Below are 22,142 nucleotides of genomic sequence, written 5' to 3'. Positions count from 1 at the left end.
GGGTCACATCCGTTCCCCGCTCGCTATCCGTGGTTCTCGCTCCGAACCACGCTCGCTCCGAACCACGCTCGCTCCGAACCACGCTCGCTCCGAACCACGCTCCTGTCGTGCGATCGGGTGTACGTCGACGTTCAATGGCTACTATACCGTGCCCTGTCTTTTTATTGTTCCAGCGAAAGGTAGAGGTATGCGACCGTTCACTGGTGGTGTTCCTCACTGCAGGAAATGCGGGTGTGAACTCGAGGGTCACGAGGAGGAGTGCCCCAGGTGCGGGTTCAATCCACGGCAGATGGGACTTCGCGTATCGATGGCGTTTCTGCTCGTCGTCGTCGTCTCGATGACGGCCATTATTGTGATCGCCCCGTTATCGGCGTTCGGGATGCCCGCTATCGTTGCCGTTGCAGCGATCTCGTTTGGACTCGCCGTCCTGACGTTCATCATTTCGTTTCTCGCTACCCCGTACCGGCTTGGCTCGCTTTTCACACGGTTTTGAGCGTGCTATCCGAACCGCGCTCGACGGTTTCGATCCCAGATCACAGCTGTGAATACCTGGTTATCGGGAGTCCCATCGACCAAATTATCAATTCGACTACCAAAACTATATACGGAATTGCAGATAATCGACGTATGAGATTGGTAGCGCATGTCACGCGAGACATGGTCACATGGTGAGTCGTCGTAGCGGTTGAACCGGTCGGATAGTGATGGAGCGTACCGTCGGGCGGGCCGAGCGGAGTGAGACGACCGATCACTTGAAATACGGGCCACGAACGGCCGCGAACAAACACGACAACACGAATACAGAGGGAAAATCATGTCTGATGAAGATAAACGCGGAATACAGGAGAGACTGTTTCACGCTGAGACGGATCGAAAACCGGGAGACAACAACTGGAGAGGCTACGGCTTCGACGTCAATCCGCCGGTGTTTCTCACCGCGGCCGGGTTGATTATTCTCTTTATCGTCCTCTCACTTGTGTTCCCAGATCAGGCGGGAACGGTATACCAGGATACCCGCGTCGCGGTATCCGATTACTTCGACTGGCTGTTTATTCTGGCCGCAAACGTCTTCATCATATTCATGGTCTATCTGGCCATCAGCAAGTACGGGTCGATACGGCTCGGTGGCGTCGACGGCGAAAAAGAGTTCAGCGATATTTCGTGGATCGCGATGCTGTTCAGTGCCGGGATGGGAATCGGTCTTATGTTCTTCGGCGTTGCCGAACCGGTGTTCCACCTTTTCGACCCGCATCTGGGTGCTGAGGGAGGAACTGAAGCGGCAGGCGAAGTCGCACTTGCCGTCTCGCTGTTCCACTGGGGCTTTCACCCGTGGGCGATCTACGCACTGGTCGCACTCGGTCTCGCGTTTTTCTCGTACAACCGCGGGCTTCCGCTCACCTTCCGATCGGTGTTCTACCCGGTACTCGGTGAACGAATCTACGGCTGGCCGGGGCACGTCATCGACGTCTTCACGATTTTCGCGACCCTGTTCGGGCTCGTGACCTCGCTCGGATTAGGTGCGTTACAGATCAACGCCGGGCTGAACTTCGTCGGGGACGAGGTTGGTGCGTTCCCCGCCGTTCCCAACGCGACCTGGGTCGCGGTCATCATCATCGGCGTCGTGACCGCCCTGGCGACCATCTCGGTCTATCTCGGTCTCGACAAAGGTATCCGACGGCTCAGCAACCTGAATCTCACGTTGATGATGCTCCTGCTGGGTTCGGTGTTCGTTCTCGGACCGACGCTGTTTATTCTCGGCGCGCTGCCACAGGCGATCGGGGGCTACCTTGGCAACTTCTTCGAGCTGTCGTTCTTCGGCAACGCCTTCGACAACCACTACTTCCAGGGGTCGGACTTCTACGGTCCGGGCGGTGACGGCCAGGGTAACTTCCTGGTCGACTGGACCGTCTTCTACTGGGCCTGGTGGATTTCCTGGTCACCGTTCGTCGGCATGTTTATCGCCCGCATCTCGAAGGGACGATCCATTCGAGAGTTCGTCGGCGGCGTGCTTCTCATCCCAGTCGTATTCTCGTTTGCGTGGTTCGCAGCCATGGGCGGGAGTGCGCTCAACTTCGAGCTAAGCAGCGCGACCGAAGGCGCGATCAGCGGCCCGGTATTCGAGATCGGTGAAGAAGTCGCGATGTTCGCGATGTTCGAGTTGATGCCAGGGACGGTGATCCTCTCCCTGCTCGCGATCGTCCTGGTGACGACGTTCTTCGTCACCTCCTCGGACTCGGGTTCGCTCGTTCTCGAACACCTGAGTACCGGCGGCAAACACGAGACGCCTCCCGCCGGCCGCGTCTTCTGGGCCGTCTCTGAGGGACTCGTCGCCGCGACGCTGCTCATCGCCGGCGGAGACGCAGCCGTCAGTGCGCTGCAGGCGGCAGCGATCGCAAGCGGTCTCCCGTTCACCTTCATTCTGCTGTTTATGATTTACGCCGTGTTAACCGGACTCAAAAGGGAGTTGAAGATCCTCCAGTCCGACGAATTCACCGAACTGATAGACGACCTCGAAGAGGATGACGAAATCATCGTCACGAGTCAGACCGGCGACCTCGTCACCGGGATCAGGACTCGAGAAGACAGGGTCGTCGACATCGGTGACGACTGAGACGGTCTCTTGTCACGATTTTGCCGGTGAAATCACGATCGACTCGTGGTTTCGCTGGAAATGCTGTACAGCGATCCGTCTGACGGGAGGTGACGACCGGCGACTGGCCCGGTTGTTGCGGAATGACGTTTTCTGACAACCCATCGGACGAGGAAGGACAGATCGTACGGAGAAATTGAGACGACAGAATTCGGGTCGAAGCGGTATCAGGAACGAACAACGGTGACCGGCTTCGAGCTCATTCGGACGACTTTTTCCGCGTTCGACCCGAGATACTTTTCGATCGTCCCCCGACCGCGTTCGGCCACGACGATGCTGTCGACGTCTTCCTCTTCAGCGTAGTCGACGATTTCCTGTGCAACCTTCCCGGTTTTGACCGCACTGACGGCTTCCAGCCCCCGTTTCTCGGCCTGGTCGATCACATCGCCAACGATGTTCTCACCGTACTCTCGGTACTCCTCGAGTTTTGATTCGCTTACACCGACTGTAAGGATATACGACGCTTCCGTCTCGACGACGTAAATCACGTGTACCTCTGCATCAAACGCCTCCGCGAGGTCTAACCCGTGTTCGACCGCCTTCGACGCTTTGTCGCTGCCGTCCGTCGCGATCAGTATCTTGTTTAGCATTACCACGACACTGTTGCGATTTCGAAGTGCTGTATAAAATAGTTTGGGTCTCCTGAACGTTCGTTCCGCCCAGATCAGGGTGTATTGATCTCTCGGAGATAGATTGCGAACGCGACGAACGTCAGTACCGTGCCGGCCGCGAAGTAATTGCCGGCGAGCAAAAAGCCGAGGCTCGCAAGCGCAAACACCACGATGAGAACCGAGGCAATAGTTCCAACGAGTCTTGACATAGCAACAACACGGTGTGGGCGGAACTTATACGTACCGTCACCCCTCAGTGCGTCTCTGCTCGACAATTAGACCGAATACGCCGAGAGCTACCGCGATAGCCCCGAGAGTCGCTTCGATCGGTTCGCCGTCCAACAGGCCGGTCACGAGAAAAATGCCCCCGCCAACGACCAGGAAGAGTCGGAGAACGGTCCGAAAGTTCCAGTGCATACGGTGTGGTCACCATTCGTGTCCAGCCGTATCAAACGTACTGATTGACCCGCGATCGAACGAACGAAGACGCGGTTTCGACCAGTCCCTTCGATCCACGGGCCGGCTCGCGAGTTGTGTCGAGTCAGTAGTCGGTGACGACCGTCACGAGGGTGTCGGACATCCGCATAACCTTCTCCGTCGTGCTCCCGAGGTGTCGTTCGATCGCGCCGTGTCCCTGTTTTCCCATGACGATCACGTCCACATCGTTGTCCTCGGCGTACTCCGTAATCTCTTCTGCCGGTCGCCCCGTCTTGACGGTACCTGTTCCGCGCAGCCCCCGGTCGCTTGCACGCGCTACGATGTCGCTAATGATGTCTTCGCCATACTGTCTGTAGTCGTCGAGTTCCTGTTCGGTGATGCCGACCGTCAAGATGTAGCTGGCTTTGGTCTCGACGACGTACAATGCGTGTACCTCCGAATCCGTCATTTCAGCGATGTCGAGACCGTACTCGATACAGTCTGCTGACTCGTCGCTCCCGTCGGTCGCGATCAAAACGGTGTCGTACATAGGTATTCGTCCCCGTCCGTTCGTAGTCTCGACGCTGTAACATATAATCGCTATTCTTGCCACGTGACATTCCGCGCGTGTATTTATTTGACAGTCCCGGCGCGTATTTATTGCCGGGACGGAACGAGTGCACGCTCGACACCAGTTTTATACCTCGATCCCGTTGTGTTCGAGCGTGGTGGCGAACAACTCAGATCCGCCGGAACCCATCCTCGATCGGATTTTTTACCGCACCGAGCGGGTCCAACTGGTGTACTGGCGATCGTTCTCCAGGGCGAGGACCGCGGTTCTGGTGACCGGGTTCGTCGCGGTGTTAACGTTCGTGACCGGATTATCGAACCTCAGCCAGCCAGACGTGACTTACGACGGACCGCTGGTCGGCGTCCTTCCAGGCGATCCGGGGTTCGTCCAGTTTACGGGCGTGCTAATCGCGTTCGTTCTCGCGGGTCTCGTCTTCGGTCTCCAGCGTCGGAAACGATTCGCGTGGTATCTCACGCTTGGGGTTTTGCCGCTGGCGGCGCTGTTGCCGCTGACGACGTTCCAGACGACGGACGTCCCACTCCTGGTCTCGATTCTGGTGGCGATTCCACTGCTACTTGGAAACCGGCTCGCGTTCGACCAGCGAATCGACCTCTCCTCGCTTCAGATCGCCTCGCTGTCGTCTATTGTCGGCGTCTGCCTCTACGGTACCGTCGGCTCGTACGCGCTTCAAGAGCAGTTTGCTAACCTCGACACCTGGGGTGACGCCGTCTACTACGTCGTCGTCACCATCGCGACCGTTGGCTACGGCGACATCACCCCGCTGACGACAGAGGCGAAGTGGTTCTCGCTTTCGGTCATCCTCTTTGGTACCGGCGCGTTCACCGTCGCGATCGGCGCGTTGATCGTTCCGGCGATCGAGAAACGAATGGCCGCCGCCTTCGGAAACATGACACCGTCAGAACTCACCCTGATCGAGGATCACGTGCTGGTCCTCGGCTACAGCGACATCACGGAATCGCTCCTCGACGAACTCGGCGACGAGGTGGAAATCGTCGTCGTTACACCCGACGTCGACGAAGCTGCCGGATTGAGCGATCGGGAACTCAACGTCCTCACCGGCGATCCCACCCTCGAGGAGACGCTTCAGGACGCGAGGATCGACGCTGCTGCCGGGGTCGTCGTCGCGACGCGGGACGACGCTGACGACGTACTGGCCGTCCTCGCGGCCCGGAAATCCGACCCCGACGTTCGTATCGTCGCCGCGGCGAACGATCGACGACACGTCGATAAACTCGAAGCGGTCGGCGCGGACGAAGTTATCAGCCCGATGGAGATCGGTGGCCGACTCCTCGGCCGATCGATCCTCGACGAAACGCCCGCCGAATCGCTATTCGAGCGACTCGAGAGCGACGATCGAGACTGAACACGACGGACGGCACGGGTGACTCGACGAGACGAGATGGCCACGATCGGTATCCGTGACGCTGTGGGATCGCGAAAACGACGCCGACCAGCGGATGTTCGACCCGGTACTCGGGGAAATGACTAACCGACCGGGAATGCATTATGTTGACATGGGTCTCGAGGGAGTGAGTGCGACCGAACGGGTGCTTCGGAAGCTGCTGGCTCCGCTCTGTGTCGTCTCGGGTGCGATCGTCGTCTCGGGCTTTTTCTTCCCGCAACTCGTCGGGGAGACGATCGCGGGCCGGGCGTGGCTGGTCTTCTCGCTCGTGTTCTTTGGCTCTGGATTGGCGTACCTCGCGGTGTTGCCAACGGAGACCGACGAGGTCGTCAGCGCGTTCGGTCCCGAGTACCTGCTTCGCGTCCGCCGACTCGGCGTGAGGAAAACAGTAACGGCGCTTTTGGACCGACACGATCCGCTCGTTCTCGGCGCTCCTGTCGCCGCGTTCGCCCTCTTTTTTTGTGGTCAGTTGCTGGTACCGTCGGGAACGATCGGTGCCGTCGGTACTGCTCAGCGGGCTGTCACCACCTACGGCGGGTCGCTCTTTGCCGGTGTCATGATCCTCGCCGTGCTCTTTTGCCTCTCACTGCTGGTCGGTCCGTGGGGAGCAGTGAAACTCGGCGGGCCCGACGCCGAACCGGCGTACACCTATCCCGTCTACTTTACGATAATTTTCACGGCCGGGATCGCCGCCGGAATCGTCTTCTGGGGGCCGGCCGAGGCACTGTTCCACTACGAGACGCCGCCGCCGTTTTTCGACGTCGAACCGGAATCGGACGCGGCGGCGGGCGCAGCGCTCACTTACGCACTCTTCCACTGGGGATTTACGGCCTGGAGCGCCTACATTGCCTTGGGGATTCCGATAGCCTACTACGTGTACCAGCGAGAGGCACCGCTACGCGTCTCGTCGATCTTGACGCCGTTCCTCGGCGTCGACAACCTCGATTCGATCTGGTGTCGGATCGTCGATCTGCTCGCCGTTTTCGCGACGATCGGCGGGATCGCGACCTCTATCGCGCTCGTCGGCCAGCAGTTTCTCACCGGCATCGACTTTCAGTGGGGCGTGACGTTCGCCACCGTCGGATCGGTGGTGTTCGTCGCCGGACTGACGTTCGTTTTCGTCGTCTCCGCACAGAGCGGGGTTCACCGGGGGATCAGACGGATCGCCGCGGTCAATATCGTGCTGTTCGCCCTGTTTACAGCGCTATTTTTCGCCGTCGCACCGCGATCGGCCGTCATCGAGCAGTCCTCCGGAGCGATCTGGAGCTACGCGCACAACGTGGTCCCGATGAGCGTGTATCTGGGCAACGGACTGGTCGCTGAACGCTGGGTCGCTGACTGGACGATCTGGAACTGGGCCTGGTGGTTCTCCTGGGCACCGTTCGCCGGCCTCTTCCTCGCCGCCCTCTCGCGCGGTCGGCGGATTCGGACCGTCGTCCTGACGGGGTTCGTCGCGACCTCGCTGGCGACGATGGTCTGGTTTCTCCTTCTGGGATCGACTTCGATCCACCTCCAGCAGACGGGTGTCGTCGACGTGCTCGAGGCGATCGGGACCGACGGCGGTTCCGAGGCCGTCGCCGGCTTTCCGGTGTTCGGCGCGCTCGCGATAAGCGACCTCCTCATGTTCGTCTTCCTGGCGCTGATCGTCGTCTTCATGACGACCTCGGCCGACACCTCCACGCTCGTCGTCGCGGTGTTAGCGACGAAACGCGGATTCGCCCCGACGACCGGCGCGATCGTCTTCTGGGGACTCTTTCAGGGACTCGTCGCCGTCTCCGTGCTCCTGACCGACAGTGCGGACGTACTGCAAGCGATGGCCGTGTTGACCGGCGGGCCGTTCGCGCTGATCGTGTTGGTCGCTCTGGTCGGTCTCCTCGGATCGTTTTTGAAACACGAGCGCGGCCGGCGATCGATCGTGGGCGTCGCATACACGTCAGTGACGGGACCCCAAAAGGAGGGCGAACCCGGCGAGATGGGGAAGCCGAGAGATGGCGATGGATGAGGCCGTCGATCGCCGCCCGCGGCCTGTCGAACGGTCCGATACGGCTCTCGTCGGATGATGATCAGGCTCCCGCTGAGTCGATCGTCGCGATCACGATCTTCTACTGGCACGAATACCACGCTCGCTGAGAGGAATTGGTTCGAGGGGTGTCGGCGGTATTCCTATACTCGTCCCGGTGGATCTTCCAACGGGATGAAACGACTCATCAGTACGGACGATGCGCCTGCAGCTGTCGGGGCGTACAGCCAGGCAACCACCAACGACGAACTGCTGTTCACCGCGGGACAACTGCCGTTGACGCCCGACGGTGACCTCCTCGACGACGAGTCCGTCGCCACCCAGACGCGCCAGTGTCTCGAGAACGTCGAGGCGATCCTCCAGTCGGAGGGACTGACGCTTACCGACGTCCTGAAAATGACGATCTATCTCGACGACATCGAGGACTTCGACGAGATGAACGAGACGTACGGGGAGTTTTTCGACGCCGAACCGCCGGCGCGCAGCGCGATCGAGGTCGGCTCTGTTCCGAAAGGAGCTGCGATCGAAGTCGAGGCGATCGCGGCGATCGATTGAACCGGCCGGGGTACCCACTCTCGCCTGCCAAATCGTACGGATCCGGGCTGCAAAACGGGATTCGACGGTTCAAAAAACGACAATGGATTGACTGAAACCGCGGTCAGTCGTCGGCTGGCGACTCGGTATCGGTCGGTTCGATGCCAACTTCGATCTCCGCGGCGGCGGCTTTGTACTCGGGGATCTTCGCGCGTTCGTCGAGCACGTCGTTGGTCAACCGGTTGGCCGACGCGGCCGCGAAGTGCGGCGTCGTCCAGATCGACCCTTCTTTGATGTCTTCGGTGACGTTGGCTTTGACCTCGATCTCGCCGCGGCGTGATTTCACCGTTACGTAGTCGCCGTCCTCGATGCCGTATCGCTCGGCGTCGTTCGGGTGAACGTCGACGAAGTTTTCGGGGTGCTGGCGGTTGAGCGTCGGTGATCGACGGCTCATCGTCCCCGTGTTGTAGTGTTCTTCGAGTCGCGCCGTCGTGAGGATCAGCGGGTACTCGTCGTCGGGGGTCTCCTTCGGCGGCTGGTGGGTGACGCCCTCGATCTTGCCGAGGCCGTTTTCGGTGTCGAAGGAGTCCTCGTAGAGGTACTGGTCGCCCTCGTCGCCGGGTTCGTAGCAGGGCCACTGGATTCCTTCCTCGCCGAGTATTTCGTAGGTCATCCCGTGGTAGCTCGGACACACCTGCCGAAGTTCCTCGAAGACCGCTTCCTCGTCCTCGAAGCGGAACTCGTCTTCGCTGAACAAGCGGCTGCCGATCTCCATGAGGATATCGAGGTCGTGTTCCGTGTTCTCGTGGACTTTCTGTACGCCGCGCATGCGCTGGACGCGACGATCGGTGTTCGTGACGGTCCCACCACGCTCGGCCCACGTCGTCGCCGGAAGGATGACGTCGGCGAACTTGGCGGTCTCGGTCATGAAGATGTCCTGGACGACCATGAACTCGAGGCTGTCGAGGCGTTCTTCGACGACGTTGCTGTCGGGTTCGCTCATGATGGGATTCTCACCCATGACGTACAGCCCGTGAACCGATTTCCCCGCCTCGTGGGAGATTTCGACGTTCGTGAGGCCGGGTTCGTCGGGAATCTTGAACCCCCAGACCTGTTCGACGCTTTCGCGGGCCTCGTCGTCGTCGACGAGCTGATACCCGGGCAATACGTTGGGCATTGCGCCGACGTCACACGTCCCCTGGACGTTGTTCTGGCCGCGCAGCGGGTTGACGCCCGTGCCGGGCCGGCCGAGATTTCCGGTGATGAGCGCGAGGTTGATCTCGTTCTGGACGTTGTCGACCCCGCAGGTGTGCTGGCTCATCCCCATCCCGGTGAAGATGGCCGCGTTGTTCGCCATCGCGTACTTCTCGGCGGCCAGTTCGATGTCCTCGAGCGGGACGCCACACTCCTCGGCAGCCGCTTCCTTGTCGAAATCCTCGAGCGTTTCTTCGAGGTGCTCGAACCCCTCCGTGCGCTCCGCGATGAACTCCTCGTCGATCCAGTCGTTCTCGAGGACCGTCTTGATGACGACGTTGAGCAGCGGAATGTCGGTCCCCGGCTCGAGCTGGAGGTGCATGTGCCGATCGGTCTCGTCGATCTGGAACGATCGGGTCGTCTTGTTGGCGTGGGGGTCGACCTGGATGACGGTCGCGCCCTCCAGCACCGCCTGGCGGAAGTACTGGCTGTTAGCGATCGGGTGTTGTTCGCCGGGGTTTGCCCCCTGGATCCAGAAGATGTCGGCCGCTTCCTCCAGGTCGGCCATGCTGTTGGTCATCGCGCCAGCGCCGAGACTCGTCCGCAGCGCCCAGACGGTCGAAGCGTGACACATCCGGGTACAGTTGTCGACGTTGTTAGTGCCGTAGCGACGGGCGAGTTTCTGGAGGAGGTAGTTCTCCTCGTTCATCGTCTTCGACGAGCCGTAAAAGCCCATCGCGTCGGGTTCGTACTCGTCGCGGATCCGACTCATCTCGTCGACGATCAGTTCGTAGGCCTCCTCCCAACTCGCCTCGCGGAACTCGCCGTCTTCTTTGATCAGCGGCTCTGTGAGTCGGTCTTCGTGGTCGACGACCTCCGTCGCAGCGCCGCCTTTGATGCAGATGCGACCCTCGTTTACGGGCGCGTCACCCCACGGCATAAACCGGACGTCGCCGGGTTCCTCACCCTGCCGAACCTGAATCCCGCAGCCGACGCCACAGTACGGGCAGATCGTCTTGACTGGCTCGGGTTCGTCAGTCGACATTTCGATCACCGGTGTCGGGTTGTTCCATGGTATGAACCATCGGTCGCGACGGGTATGAAAGTTGCTCTCACCGGGCCGGAACGGTACTCGTTCATTCCGGAGCACCCCCTCGTTCGACCGTTCCCAGTGCGAGGGAAACGTTCACACTGCCCGGCCGGGAACACTCCGTCGAGATGGAACTCACACCAGACGCGATCGATCGGCTGGCGACCGAGTACGACGAGTCACACGCGTTCTCCGCGATCGAGGCAGAGCATATCGAACTCTTACCTGGGACCCTCGAAAGCGGGGAGTACGGGTGGCGAGACGTCGAGTGGATCGTCCAGTGGTACTTCCGGCGATTCCTCGGCGCGTATCCCGACGCCGACCGCCGGGCCGCGGAGGCGGCCTTCGGTGAGAACGATTACGAGGGTGTCCACGCTGCGATCGACGGTGCCATCGAAGCCGAGGGAACGGCGGCAAAAACCGAGTCCCTCACGGCGCTTGCTGGCGTCGACGTGTCGATCGCAACGGCGTTCCTGCAGTTTCTCGACCCGGAGCGGTACCTCGTCATGAGCGAGCGGGAGTGGACCGCCCTCCGTACGTGTGACGAACTGTCGGAACCGTATCCGTCCGCACCGACGGCCGTGCAGTGCGAACGGTATCTCGAGCGCTGTCGAGTCGTTGCTGATCGGTGTGACCGTGACCTGTGGACGCTGTATCGTGCGCTGTGGCAACTCGGAGCTGAGTAGGTCGAGCCCGAGCGGGACGAACTGACGAAAGCGGGTCGGACGGCGGAGCGATCGGCGGCGAGTCGAACGACCGCAGCGATCGGCGGTCGGGAGCGCCCCGTCAGAAGAGTCCCGAGACATCGCCGTCGGAGTGGAGGTCCATCTCCGCGGCGGCGGGTTCGGGCGGGAGACCGGGCAGCGTGAGCACGTCAGCGGTAAGCGCAACGAGGAAGCCGGCCCCGGCCGACGGGTAGATCTCGTTGATCTCGAGGGTCCACCCCTCCGGCGCGCCCTTTCGACTGGCTTCGTCGCTGAGCGAGTGGAACGTCTTCGACATACAGATCGGCACGTCGTCGAAGCCGTGGTCGGTCAGCCGCTCGATGTCGTCCTCGGCGTCGCTGTGGTACTCGACGCCGTCGGCTCCGTACACTTCGGTCGCGATCGTTTCGATTTTCTCTTTGATCGAGGCGTCGAGGTCGTACAGCGGCTCGAACGAGGAGTCGGACTCCGCCGCGTCGACCAGGTTCTCTGCGAGTTCGATGCCGCCCTCGCCGCCGTCGCTGAAGACGTTCGATTCGGCCACTCGAACACCGAGTTCGTCCTCGCAGTGGTCGAGTACCGCCTGCACTTCCGCGTCGGTGTCGCCGGGGAAACGGTTGAGCGCGACGACGACCGGAACGCCGAACTTCTGGAGGTTCGAGATGTGCTTGTCGAGGTTCTCGAACCCGCGCTCGACTGCATCCACGTCTTCGGCTTCCAGTTCGTCGAGGTCCGGCGGCCACATCTCCTGACCGTGGTACTTGAGCGCGCGCACCGAGGCGACGATCGTGACCGCGTCCGGCTCCATCTCACCGAACCGACAGACGATATTCATGAACTTCTCGGCCCCGAGGTCCGAGCCGAATCCGGCCTCGGTGACGAGGTACTCAGAGAGGTGGGCCGCCACGTCATCAGCGATCAGTGAGTTGGTCCCGTGAGCGATGTTCGCGAACGGTCCCCCGTGGACGAACGCCGGCGTTCCCTCGATCGTCTGGACCACGTTCGGTTTCAGCGCGTCTTTGAGCAGGATTGCGGCGGCTCCCGTCGCCCCGATGTCGTCGACGGTGATCGGCTCGCCGTCCTCGCTGTAGGCGACGATGATCCGGGCGAGGCGCTCTTTCAGGTCGTCGATGCTGTCGGCCAGACAGAGAACGGCCATCAGCTCCGACGCGGCCGTGAGAATGAACCCGTCTTCGCGGGGAAGGCCGGTGACGATGTCGCCCAGCCCGATCACCGTCTCCCGGAGCACTCGATCGTTCATGTCGATCGCGCGCGGCCAGTTGACCCAGTTGACCTCCACCTCGAGTTCGTTCCCGTGTTTGATGTGGTTGTCGAGCATCATCGCGATGAGGTTGTGCGCCGAGGTGAGCGCGTGAAGGTCACCCGTGAAGTGGAGGTTGATGTCCTCCATCGGGAGGACCTGCGAGTAGCCGCCGCCCGCGGCCCCGCCTTTGACGCCGAATACCGGTCCGAGTGAGGGCTCGCGGATCGCCACGAGCGCGTCTTTCTCGATCTGGTTGAACGCTTGCCCAAGGCCTACCGTCGTTACTGTCTTTCCCTCTCCGAGCGGGGTCGGGGTCATTCCGGTGACGAGAATGAGCTTTCCGTCCGCCGTGTTCTCTTGCTTGATGCGCTCGATCGCCTCGAGACTCACCTTCGCCTTGTCCTCGCCGTACAACTGGAGGTCGTCCCGTTCAAGCCCGAACGGTTCCACGACGTCCGCGATGTGGGTTGTAGAGACCGACTGGGCGATTTCGTAGTCGTTCGGTATCGACTGTTCGCTCTCGTCTTGGGATGCCATGTGCAGATACGTGTTCGTGACTGCCGATAAGTGTTGACACACCCATAGCATTCCGGATACGACGTGTTTACGTCTCCGTCACCGCCCGTTTGCGGCCACACTCCGCCACGGCGTGGCGTCGACTCTGACAGATCGTGTTCGGAAACTGATTAGTTGTGGATCGAATCACACTCCACGAGAACTTTATTGACGGTCGTGTGAACGTCTTTGGCATGGAGTATCACGAAGCCGTCAACAGGCTCGAACGGCTGCGGCGGCTCCGACCCAGGATGGGGACGGAAACGACCGCCGAGATGCTTGGGCACCTTAACGATCCCCAGGACGATCTCCTCGCGGTCCAGGTCGCCGGTTCGAACGGCAAGGGGAGTACGACCCGAATTCTCGATCGAATCCTGCGGGAGGCGGGACTGACAGTGGGCTGTTACACCTCGCCGGATCTGAACGACCGACGCGAGCGAATCACGGTTCAGGGACGGAAAATCCCGAAACGCGAGGTGGTCAGATTCGTCGAGACGGTCTGGCCGTACATCATCGAACAGTCCGCCGACGGGACCGCGCCGACGTTTTTCGAAGTCTATACGGCAATGGCTCTCTGGCACTTTCAGCGATCGGATGTCGACGTCGCTGTCCTCGAGGTGGGAATCGGCGGTCGGTACGACGCGACGAGCGCGGTCACCCCTGCGGCTGCGGCCGTCACGAGCGTCAGTCTCGAGCACACCGACATTCTCGGCTCGACGATCGAGGAGATCGCTACCGACAAAGCTCAGGTAGCCCCGTCGGACGCGCCGCTGGTGACCGGCGCAACCGGCGCGGCGTTGTCCGCGATTCGGTCGGAAACGGCGGTGGTTACGGTAGAAGCGACAGACGATCTCGGACGCAGATCAACAGATTTTGGAGGGACGGACGACGATTCGCCGGACGGTCACGGTACAGAGACCGAGGCGGATGTCAGGGTTTCGGAGACGGGAATGGTTTCGACGACGACATCGTCGATTTCGATCGTCGGCTCCGACTGGGAGGTAACGGGTCGAACACCCTTACTCGGCACACACCAGGCGGTTAACGCGGGAATTGCCGCCTCGCTTGCCCGTCAGATTGCAGCGCCCACGACCGAAGAAATCGCGGCTGGAATTCGGAACGTCCGCTGGCCCGGTCGGTTCGAGGTGATGGACGAGGCCCCCCTGACGATCCTCGACGGTGCCCACAACCCCGACGCGAGCGCGACGCTGTCGACGCTGCTCGATCGCTTCGAGTATGACGACCTGACGATCGTCTTCGGAGCCTTTTGCGATAAGGACCACCGGGAGATGTGTCGATCGCTTCCGGACGCCGATCGGGTCTATCTCGCCGAACCGGACGCCGACCGTGCCCAGGACACCGACACCCTCGCGGCGACGTTCGAGCGGGAGACGACCGCCGATGTCGGTCAGTACGAATCGGTCCTCGTCGCGCTCGATCGAGCACTTCGGCGGGCATCCCCAGATGATTGCGTGCTCGTAACCGGCTCGCTGTCGGTCGTCGGCGAGGCCCGGGATCGATGGACGCGGTCGGTGCGATCAGTTCGAACCCCCACGACCGATCGCGCTCGGGCGGTGATGAAGCGGGCGGACGTCGCCGCGTCGGTTCGCTGTGACCGCGGCGATCGGCTGCCACACCGAACGCTTCGCCTGCCCGTTCGCCACGACGAAGCCGCCGAGTTGCGCTCGCTGCTGGAGCCGCTGGGCGGAACCTGCGCCGTTTCGGCCATCGAAACGACGGATCAACACGTCGAAGTCGTCGTCTCGGGGACGCTCGCCCAGTTGAAGGCGCTCGCGGCGGATCTTCGGGGTCGATCGATCGGCGGCCGTCGCCTCGCAGAACAGCTCACAGATGCCGTCGGCGTTCGATCTACGAATTCGTCTGATTCGCATCCCTGGTCGGCGGGGACGGCTGTGATGGGCATTCTGAACGTGACGCCCGATTCGTTTCACGACGGAGGCGAGTACGACACAGTCGAGGACGCCGTCGCTCGCGCCGAGCAACTCGTCGCAGCGGGTGCGGAGGTGATCGATGTCGGTGGCGAGTCGACCCGTCCGGGTGCTGATCCGGTTTCCGCGGAAGCGGAGCGCGATCGAGTCCTGCCGGTCATCGAGCGCATACGCGACCTCGATGCGAAGTGTTCGATCGACACGCGCAAACCGGCGGTCGCCAAGGCCGCACTCGATGCGGGGGCAGATATGGTAAACGACGTGACCGGTCTCGCGGACGCGCAGATGCGCCACGTCGTCGCCGACCACGGCGTTCCAGCCGTAGTCATGCACAGCCTCGACGCGCCGGTCGAGACGGACCGCCAGCACGCCTACGACGACGTCGTCGACGACGTACTGGAGCGGCTCGCGGAGCGAGTTCTCCTCGCCGAACGTGCTGGCATCGATCGCTCCGATCTCGTGATCGATCCCGGTCTCGGATTCGGAACGTCCGCGTCGGAGAGTTTCGCGCTGCTCGATCGACTCGAGGAGTTTCGTGCGCTTGGGACCTCGATCATGATCGGCCACTCCCACAAATCGATGTTCGAGGGGGTGACGCAGGGGTCGGAGGATCGACTCGCGCCGACCGTCGCAGCGACGGCGCTTGCGGCCGAACGCGGCGTTGATCTCGTTCGCGTCCACGACGTCGCGCCGAACGCCGCCGCGATCGCGACTGCCGAGCGAACGACCGCCGATCGCGATCGGTGACCGAGTGGCGCAGCGGGCCGTAGCCGCCTCCACCTTCAGTAACCCCTATGGATTCCACTCGCTGAACAGTACCCGGTTCGACGACTCGTTCGTCGACCGCATTCACCCCGTCGCGTGCCGAGATTGGGGTAAGACATCCACAACGTATTGTACCGCTGCCACGTTGTGAAACAGGCGGGTCGGACGATCCAGCGTCCCGGTGAAAGACGGTGGCGTCGTCCCAGCAAGCACACCGACTGAACGGGGGCGTACCGGCCCATTTGGCTCGGAAGACCCGGACGGAATGTTCGGGAAGCCGTGCGTCGACGGCCTCCGCCGATCGCTCTTTGTATAACCATACTGTCAGTTGTGCGTCCTTTTAATATCCTGCGAGGTGTTCACTACCGAACGAAGATGACACTGTACGGACCCAACCCGAGACGGCGGAGTGACTCGGACAACCCACGGAAACGAGACGGAGGTGCCGATCGACGATGAGCGGCGACGGCGACGATTTTCCCTCGAGAGCGGAAACGGTCATCATCGGCGCGGGCATCGTCGGAAACAGTCTCGCGTATCATCTCGCAACGCAGGGCCGAGAGGACATCCTCCTGATGGACAAGGGGCCGCTTCCCGATCCGGGCGGTTCGACGGGCCACGCCTCGAACTTCCTCATGCCCGTCGAACACTCGAAGGAGATGACCGCCCTCACCCGTCGCTCGATCGAGCAGTACGAGGACATGGACACCTTCACGAACAGCGGCGGAATCGAAGTCGCCCGGACCGACGAGCGCATGGAGGAACTCAAGCGCCGGGTCCAATCGGCCAAATCCTGGGGCGAACCCGGCGAACTCCTCTCTGTCGAGGAAATCGAGGAGATGGTTCCTTACGTCAACACGGACATAATTAAGGGCGGCTTCTACAGTCCGGGTGCTGGGACCTGTGATCCGCTCCGGGCCGGCGAAGTCATGCGCGCCCGGGCGGACGACGCGATCGACGGCGGATTGACGGTCTCACCGAATACGGAGGTCCTCGACATGCACGTCGAAGGGGGGGAGATTCGAGCCGTCGAAACCGATCGCGGAACCGTCGACGCCGGCGAAGTCGTGATCGCTGCCGGGCTCTGGAGCCCCAAAATCGCGGAGATGGCGGGAGCCGACATTCCCCTGACGCCGGCGGTCCATCAGATGGTCAGCGTCGGCCCGATTTCCTTTTTCGAGGACTACGAAGGCGAAATCTCGTTCCCGGTCGTCCGGGACATGGACACCCAGATGTACGAGCGCCAGCACGGCAACGACCTCGAAGTCGGCTCCTACCAGCACCGGCCGATCCTCTGGGACGTCGAGGACATTCCGTCGATCGACGAAGCGCCGCTGTCGCCAACGCAGCCGCCGCTGACCGACGACGCATTCGAGGAGTCCATGGAGAACGCACTCGAGATCGTTCCGGACCTGCTCGACGACCCTGAAGCCGGCATCCGCCACGAGATCGACGGACTGCTCTCGGTCACGCCGGACGGCATGCCCCTGCTCGGGCCGCTTCAGGACGTCGACGGTCTCTGGTCGTGTTCTGCGGTCTGGATCAAGGAGGCCCCCGCGATCGGGGAAGCCGTCGCCCAGTGGATGACTCGCGGCTGGTCGGATATCGATCTGCACGCGTCGGACGTGAACCGCTTTTACGAGTACGGAACCTCGAATACGTACGTCAAAAACCGCGCTCACGAAGGCTTCCAGAAAATCTACGGCATCGTCCACCCGGCCGAACAGTGGCAGAGTTCCCGTCCGCTCCGAACCAGCGCGTTCTACGACCGCCAGGACGACCTCGATGCGCGCTTTTTCGAGGCCGCAGGCTGGGAACGCCCGCAGTGGTTCGAATCGAACCGCGACCTGCTGACCGAGTACAACAGCGAGCTTGCGGACCTGATGCGGCCAAACGAGTGGGATTCCCGATGGTGGTCACCGATAATTCTGGCCGAACACCTGCACATGCGCGATAAGGTCGCCATGGTCGGTGACATGGGCTTCGGGATTTTCGACTTCGTCGGCTCGGACGTAGCCGAATACATGGAGAAAATGGCCGTCGGTCGGACGGATGTCGACGTCGGCAAGACGGTATACACGCCAATCCTCGCCGAAAACGGCGGCTTCGTCTCCGACCTGACGATCGCTCGACTCGGGGAGGACCACTACCGGGTCGTCACCGGCGGGGCGGCCGCCGGCTCCGATCGAGCCTGGTTCGGTGAACACATCCCAGAAGACGCAAACGTGAACATGGTCGACAAATCCGAGTCACTCTGTACCCTCGGCGTCTGGGGACCCGACGCTCGCGATGTCGTCGACTCGGTTGCTGAAGAGGACATGTCCCACGAGGCGTTCCCGCCGTATACGGCTCAGGAGATCACGATCGGGGAAGTCGACGCCTGGGCGATGCGGCTGTCCTACGTCGGCGAACTCGGCTGGGAGATCTACGCCCCGATGGGCCAGGGACGCCGACTCTGGGACACCATCGAAGAGGCTGGCGAGGAGTACGACATCCGACCCGTCGGAATGGGCGTCTACGGGACGACCGGTCGCATGGAGAAAGGGTACCGACTCTTCGGTCACGAACTCGAACTCGAGTACAATCCCGCGGAGGCCGGTCTCACCTTCCACGGCGTCAAAGACGCCGACTTCATCGGGAAGGAGGCCTACGCCGAAGCGATCGAGGAGGAGAATACGGCGACGCTGTGTACGCTCACTGTCGACGATCACACGTCCGCTGACGGGGAACGCCGGTTCATGCTCGGCAATGAGCCGATTCTCGACGAAAGCGGTGAGGTCATCGTCGACGAAGAGGGTCGTGAGTCCTACGTCACGAGCGCGGGCACCGGGCCAACTGTCGGAAAACACCTGCTGATGGCGTATCTCCCGCCGGAACACGCTGAGGAGGGAACGCAGTTGCAGGTCGAATACATGGGCGAGCAGTACCCGGTGACCGTCGAAGTCGTCGGCAGTCGGCCGCTGTTCGATCCGAAGAGTGAACGCATCCGCGGCTAGCATCGACTCCGAACAATACATCGATATCGAACCACAGACACCGATATCGAACCACATTCACGGCCGATCGCGGCCGTTTCAGACACGCTACCATGAACGTCCTGTCCTGTATCAAACGAGTACCGAACACCGGCGCGAAGATCGTACTGACTGACGATAACCAGCGAATAGACGCGAGTAATCTGGGGTTTACCATGAGTCCCCACGAGGAGTGCGCCATCGAGGAGGCGATTCAGCAAGTCGAAACCCACGGCGGGTCGGCCCACGTCCTCACGCTCGGCCCAGACGAGGCGACCGAGCAACTCCGGACTGGGCTTGCCATGCAGGCCGACGAGGCGACGCTGCTCGAAACCGGCGGCGAAGAGTGGGCACCCCGCGCGACCGCCTCGGCGATCGCCACCGCGGTCCGCGACATCGCAGACGACGGCACCGAATTCGACCTGCTGTTGTTCGGCAACGAGTCCGCCGACATGGGTAATTACCAGATCGCCGTTCGGGTAGCGTCCGAACTCGGGCTTCCCTGTGTCACCGGGATCAAGGACCTCAAAATCGAGGACGGCGTGGCGACGGCGAAACGAGAGATTTCCGGCGGCGAAGAAGTGTACGAGATCGAACTTCCGGCGATCATCTCGGTCAAAGAAGGAATCAACGAACCCCGCTACGCTTCGATGCGCGCCAAGATGCAGGCGCGTCGCCAGGAAGTCGACCGCCGCGAGCCGGCAGGCGAGGCCGGGCCGGGACGCTTCGAGAAGATCCGACTGGAAGCGCCGGAAGAAGACGACGCTGAAGCCGAAGTGCTGGGCGAGGGGACCGAGGCGGTTCCCGATATCATCGAGGTGCTCGATTCGGAGGTGGAAGTGCTATGATCCTCGCGATCGTCGAACACGAAAGCGGCGTTCCCGACGATAGTTCGCTCGAAGCCCTGACGATGGCTCGCAGTCTGGCGACGGACGAAGCGGCGTCACTCGAGGCGGTCGCCTTCGGTGATGAAGGGGCCGCTGTCGCGGATTCACTCGAGTCGTACGGTGTCGAAGAGGTACACCATATCACTCACGACCGACTCGAGAGCTACGCACCCCAGGCGTGGGGCGAGAGCGTCGCTCAGCTGGCGTCGGAACTGGGTGCACGCACGATCGCGGCTCCGGGGACCGATCGCGGACACGAAGTACTCTCCCACGCCGGGGCCGTCCTCGACGCGCCGATGGCCGCGAACTGCGTCGACATCGACGTCGTCGACGATGGGGCGGCGTACGAACTCGATCGTCACCGCTGGGGCGGGAGCCTCATCGAGCGAGCGCGCCTCGACGGCGAGACGAAACTGGTGACCGCCGCGGAAAACGAGTACCCGATCGAGGAGGCGGCGTCGGCAACTGACGTGACGGTGAGTGAATTCACGCCATCGATCGACGACGCACATCTCCGGGTCAGCGTCGATCGCATCGAGACGGACGACGAGGAGGGCATTCCACTGGGCGAGGCCCGCGTCGTGATCGGCGGCGGCCGCGGCGTTGGCGGCCCGGAGAACTACGATCAGCTCGAAGCGCTCGCTGAGTTACTCAACGGGACCGTCGGGGCGTCCCGTGCGGCGATCAACGAGGGCTGGCGGCCACACGACGACCAGATCGGTCTCACCGGCGCAAAAATCAGTCCCGACATCTACATCGCCTGCGGAATCAGCGGTGCCGTCCAGCACATGGTCGGCTGCAAGGGCTCCGACAAGATCCTCGCGATCAACACCGATCCCGAAGCCGCGATCATCCAGAAGGCGGATTACGCCGTCATCGGGGATCTCCACGAGGTCGTTCCGGAACTAACCGACGAGATTCGGGAGCGAGTCTGACCGAAACAGCGACTGCCAGCCCCATTTACGATTCGCTCATCTCGTCGGTTTTTCTTCCATTGTCCCCGTCCCCTCGGAGATGCTCTAGAACCTCCTCGGCCGTAGCGTCGAGTCCACCGCCCTGCGCGATGGTCGGTCCGCCGCCGCCACCGCCGCCGAATACGTCGGTCAGCTCGGTCACGATAGCGCTGGCCTCGATCGCACCGGTCGTCGCCACGACGATCGATGGTGCGTTTTCGGTTCCGACGGCTGCCACGACGTCCGGCCGATCCGATTCGTCGCTCACGATCGACTGTACGCTTTCGCTGAGAGCGTTCGAATCGAACCCGTCGATCGTTCCGAGTGCCCAGACCAGCCCGCCGCGTTCGATGGTTGGTAGCTCCGCAAGGCGGGTTTCGAGTACCCTGCGCTTGAGAGCCTCCAGTTCGTTCTTCAGGGACGCCCGCTCGGTTTGTAGCCGCGAGACGGCCTCGGGGAGTTCCGCGATCGGAACGCCCGCGAGCTGGCTCGCCTCGCGTGCGCTCTTTCGAACGGTCGCTGCGCGATCGATCCCGGCTGGACCAACCGTAAACTCTACGCGCGTGACGCCCTCACCGGGATTCGATCGATCGAGCAGCTCGATCGGCCCGATGCCGTGCGTGTTCGCGACGTGGGTTCCACCGCAGGCGGCGACGTCCCAGGGCTCGGCCGGCTCTCCGGTGGATTCTTCGTCGTCGATAGTCGAACTACCGATTGTTACGACGCGGACGGCGTCGGTCGTCGGCCCGGTCGCCGGCGCGTCCATCGCTTTCGATTCGGTGCGCTCGTTAAACGCGATTCCGTCGAGTGCGCGTGCGTCGGCGGCTGGCAGTCGCCGCCAGGTGACCGGACGCGACTCCCAGACGGCCAAGTTCGAGCGCCGCCCCAGTTCGATCAGGTCCTCGTCCTCGATCGGCGTCGCCGTCGTGAGATCGAGACGGACCGATTCCTCGCCGATGTTGAAGCCAGCGTACCCGAGGTCGTCGAACAGCCGTCGGGCGGCGCCGTAAACGACGTGGCTCGCGGTGTGTGCTCGCATACAGTAGGTTCGGAACGAATCGTCGACGACACAGGTGACGTAGTCGCCCGCGGAAAACGTCGGTTCGCATTCGAGGCGGTGGACGATCTTACCGCCTCGTTTTCGGATCGCTTCGAGTTCGATTCCGTCGATCGACCCGCGATCGCTCGGTTGCCCGCCGCCTTTGGGATAAAAATACGTTTCCGTCAGCACCACATCTCGTCCGTCGACCGCCTCGACCGTCACCTCCGACGTCCGCACCTCCGGCGAGTCGAGCGCTTGCGATCGCATCATACCATCCACTGAGTCGGGGCCTGACAAAAATGTTCTCCGCATCCGTACCGGATTCGTATCCCGTTTGACGATCGAAACTCATACTGACAGTAGAACTACAATATATTGCCGTACTGCGGACCCATCGTTTGACGACACGCTCAATTCTTTCTCGAATATTTCGTGAATTTTCGATATTCTCTGTGGTATTTGTTCTGTCCCCATACGATTAAGTAGTACATTTCCGACA

17 protein-coding genes are annotated in these 22,142 nt (G+C 61.9%); 11 read left to right on the top strand and 6 right to left on the bottom strand.

Features of this window, described 5'->3' with window-relative positions:
- Window positions 1–289 precede the first annotated feature (289 nt).
- Window positions 290–493, top strand: a complete 204-nt coding sequence (locus AC6I6L_RS08965) for a hypothetical protein (RefSeq protein ID WP_497917407.1) — start codon at window positions 290–292, stop codon at window positions 491–493.
- A 321-nt stretch (window positions 494–814) separates the two neighbouring features.
- Window positions 815–2,611: a BCCT family transporter gene (locus tag AC6I6L_RS08960; protein ID WP_497917406.1), complete on the top strand. Its 1,797-nt coding sequence runs from the start codon at window positions 815–817 to the stop codon at window positions 2,609–2,611.
- Between the two features lie 206 nt (window positions 2,612–2,817).
- Here the strand turns inward: AC6I6L_RS08960 and AC6I6L_RS08955 are convergent, their stop codons facing one another.
- The 3 genes from AC6I6L_RS08955 to AC6I6L_RS08945 form a co-directional block, all read right to left on the bottom strand.
- Window positions 2,818–3,240, bottom strand: coding sequence for a universal stress protein (locus tag AC6I6L_RS08955; protein WP_497917405.1), 423 nt, complete (start codon window positions 3,238–3,240; stop codon window positions 2,818–2,820).
- A 74-nt stretch (window positions 3,241–3,314) separates the two neighbouring features.
- On the bottom strand, window positions 3,315–3,470 hold the full coding sequence (locus AC6I6L_RS08950) for a hypothetical protein (protein WP_497917404.1): 156 nt from the start codon (window positions 3,468–3,470) through the stop codon (window positions 3,315–3,317).
- A gap of 332 nt (window positions 3,471–3,802) precedes the next feature.
- Complete coding sequence (locus tag AC6I6L_RS08945) at window positions 3,803–4,228, bottom strand: universal stress protein (RefSeq protein WP_497917403.1); 426 nt, start codon at window positions 4,226–4,228, stop codon at window positions 3,803–3,805.
- 178 nt (window positions 4,229–4,406) lie between these two features.
- Between AC6I6L_RS08945 and AC6I6L_RS08940 the strand changes: the two genes are divergently transcribed.
- The 4 genes from AC6I6L_RS08940 (at window position 4,407) to AC6I6L_RS08925 (ending at window position 8,247) form a co-directional block, all read left to right on the top strand.
- On the top strand, window positions 4,407–5,633 hold the full coding sequence (locus AC6I6L_RS08940; RefSeq protein WP_497917402.1) for an NAD-binding protein: 1,227 nt from the start codon (window positions 4,407–4,409) through the stop codon (window positions 5,631–5,633).
- A gap of 151 nt (window positions 5,634–5,784) precedes the next feature.
- On the top strand, window positions 5,785–7,674 hold the full coding sequence (locus tag AC6I6L_RS08935; protein ID WP_497917401.1) for a BCCT family transporter: 1,890 nt from the start codon (window positions 5,785–5,787) through the stop codon (window positions 7,672–7,674).
- Window positions 7,671–7,802, top strand: a complete 132-nt coding sequence (locus AC6I6L_RS08930; RefSeq protein ID WP_497917400.1) for a hypothetical protein — start codon at window positions 7,671–7,673, stop codon at window positions 7,800–7,802. Before AC6I6L_RS08935 ends, AC6I6L_RS08930 begins: the two co-directional genes overlap by 4 nt.
- A gap of 64 nt (window positions 7,803–7,866) precedes the next feature.
- Window positions 7,867–8,247, top strand: a complete 381-nt coding sequence (locus AC6I6L_RS08925) for a Rid family detoxifying hydrolase (protein ID WP_497917399.1) — start codon at window positions 7,867–7,869, stop codon at window positions 8,245–8,247.
- 103 nt (window positions 8,248–8,350) lie between these two features.
- On the opposite strand, the gene fdhF is transcribed toward AC6I6L_RS08925, so the two are convergent.
- Window positions 8,351–10,465: a formate dehydrogenase subunit alpha gene (gene fdhF / locus AC6I6L_RS08920; protein ID WP_497917398.1), complete on the bottom strand. Its 2,115-nt coding sequence runs from the start codon at window positions 10,463–10,465 to the stop codon at window positions 8,351–8,353.
- Between the two features lie 173 nt (window positions 10,466–10,638).
- Here fdhF and AC6I6L_RS08915 point away from each other — a divergent pair, with 173 nt between their 5' ends.
- Complete coding sequence (locus tag AC6I6L_RS08915) at window positions 10,639–11,196, top strand: hypothetical protein (RefSeq protein ID WP_497917397.1); 558 nt, start codon at window positions 10,639–10,641, stop codon at window positions 11,194–11,196.
- A gap of 100 nt (window positions 11,197–11,296) precedes the next feature.
- On the opposite strand, the gene AC6I6L_RS08910 is transcribed toward AC6I6L_RS08915, so the two are convergent.
- Window positions 11,297–13,015 (bottom strand): formate--tetrahydrofolate ligase, encoded by a 1,719-nt coding sequence (locus tag AC6I6L_RS08910; RefSeq protein WP_497917396.1) that lies wholly within the window; start codon window positions 13,013–13,015, stop codon window positions 11,297–11,299.
- 212 nt (window positions 13,016–13,227) lie between these two features.
- Between AC6I6L_RS08910 and folP the strand changes: the two genes are divergently transcribed.
- The 4 genes from folP to AC6I6L_RS08890 all read left to right on the top strand — a co-directional run bounded on the left by folP (window position 13,228) and on the right by AC6I6L_RS08890 (window position 20,583).
- Window positions 13,228–15,729: a dihydropteroate synthase gene (folP, locus tag AC6I6L_RS08905; protein ID WP_497917395.1), complete on the top strand. Its 2,502-nt coding sequence runs from the start codon at window positions 13,228–13,230 to the stop codon at window positions 15,727–15,729.
- Between the two features lie 473 nt (window positions 15,730–16,202).
- Window positions 16,203–18,743 carry a GcvT family protein gene (locus AC6I6L_RS08900; protein WP_497917394.1) on the top strand — a complete coding sequence of 847 codons (2,541 nt, stop codon included), beginning with the start codon at window positions 16,203–16,205 and terminating at the stop codon, window positions 18,741–18,743.
- Between the two features lie 92 nt (window positions 18,744–18,835).
- Entirely contained in the window at window positions 18,836–19,609 is a 774-nt protein-coding gene (locus AC6I6L_RS08895; protein WP_497917393.1) for an electron transfer flavoprotein subunit beta/FixA family protein, read from the top strand.
- Window positions 19,606–20,583: an electron transfer flavoprotein subunit alpha/FixB family protein gene (locus AC6I6L_RS08890; protein WP_497917392.1), complete on the top strand. Its 978-nt coding sequence runs from the start codon at window positions 19,606–19,608 to the stop codon at window positions 20,581–20,583. The genes AC6I6L_RS08895 and AC6I6L_RS08890 overlap by 4 nt, the downstream gene beginning before the upstream one ends.
- Window positions 20,584–20,608: 25 nt before the next feature.
- On the opposite strand, the gene AC6I6L_RS08885 is transcribed toward AC6I6L_RS08890, so the two are convergent.
- Window positions 20,609–21,913, bottom strand: coding sequence for an alanine--tRNA ligase-related protein (locus tag AC6I6L_RS08885; RefSeq protein WP_497917391.1), 1,305 nt, complete (start codon window positions 21,911–21,913; stop codon window positions 20,609–20,611).
- Between the last annotated feature and the right edge of the window lie 229 nt (window positions 21,914–22,142).

It is taken from the genome of Halosolutus sp. DAT137 (genome assembly GCF_059736405.1).
This window is presented reverse-complemented; position numbering and strand designations above follow the sequence as displayed.

Excerpts from the sequence above, each read along its gene's own strand:
- AC6I6L_RS08895 (WP_497917393.1), top strand. The coding sequence starts at position 18,836 with ATGAACGTCCTGTCCTGTATCAAACGAGTACCGAACACCGGCGCGAAG.
- AC6I6L_RS08925 (WP_497917399.1), top strand. The coding sequence starts at position 7,867 with ATGAAACGACTCATCAGTACGGACGATGCGCCTGCAGCTGTCGGGGCG.
- AC6I6L_RS08910 (WP_497917396.1), bottom strand. The coding sequence starts at position 13,015 with ATGGCATCCCAAGACGAGAGCGAACAGTCGATACCGAACGACTACGAA.
- AC6I6L_RS08885 (WP_497917391.1), bottom strand. The coding sequence starts at position 21,913 with ATGATGCGATCGCAAGCGCTCGACTCGCCGGAGGTGCGGACGTCGGAG.
- fdhF (WP_497917398.1), bottom strand. The coding sequence starts at position 10,465 with ATGTCGACTGACGAACCCGAGCCAGTCAAGACGATCTGCCCGTACTGT.
- AC6I6L_RS08955 (WP_497917405.1), bottom strand. The coding sequence starts at position 3,240 with ATGCTAAACAAGATACTGATCGCGACGGACGGCAGCGACAAAGCGTCG.
- AC6I6L_RS08935 (WP_497917401.1), top strand. The coding sequence starts at position 5,785 with ATGGGTCTCGAGGGAGTGAGTGCGACCGAACGGGTGCTTCGGAAGCTG.
- AC6I6L_RS08965 (WP_497917407.1), top strand. The coding sequence starts at position 290 with ATGGGACTTCGCGTATCGATGGCGTTTCTGCTCGTCGTCGTCGTCTCG.
- AC6I6L_RS08960 (WP_497917406.1), top strand. The coding sequence starts at position 815 with ATGTCTGATGAAGATAAACGCGGAATACAGGAGAGACTGTTTCACGCT.
- AC6I6L_RS08900 (WP_497917394.1), top strand. The coding sequence starts at position 16,203 with ATGAGCGGCGACGGCGACGATTTTCCCTCGAGAGCGGAAACGGTCATC.
- AC6I6L_RS08950 (WP_497917404.1), bottom strand. The coding sequence starts at position 3,470 with ATGTCAAGACTCGTTGGAACTATTGCCTCGGTTCTCATCGTGGTGTTT.
- AC6I6L_RS08945 (WP_497917403.1), bottom strand. The coding sequence starts at position 4,228 with ATGTACGACACCGTTTTGATCGCGACCGACGGGAGCGACGAGTCAGCA.
- folP (WP_497917395.1), top strand. The coding sequence starts at position 13,228 with ATGGAGTATCACGAAGCCGTCAACAGGCTCGAACGGCTGCGGCGGCTC.
- AC6I6L_RS08930 (WP_497917400.1), top strand. The coding sequence starts at position 7,671 with ATGAGGCCGTCGATCGCCGCCCGCGGCCTGTCGAACGGTCCGATACGG.
- AC6I6L_RS08890 (WP_497917392.1), top strand. The coding sequence starts at position 19,606 with ATGATCCTCGCGATCGTCGAACACGAAAGCGGCGTTCCCGACGATAGT.
- AC6I6L_RS08915 (WP_497917397.1), top strand. The coding sequence starts at position 10,639 with ATGGAACTCACACCAGACGCGATCGATCGGCTGGCGACCGAGTACGAC.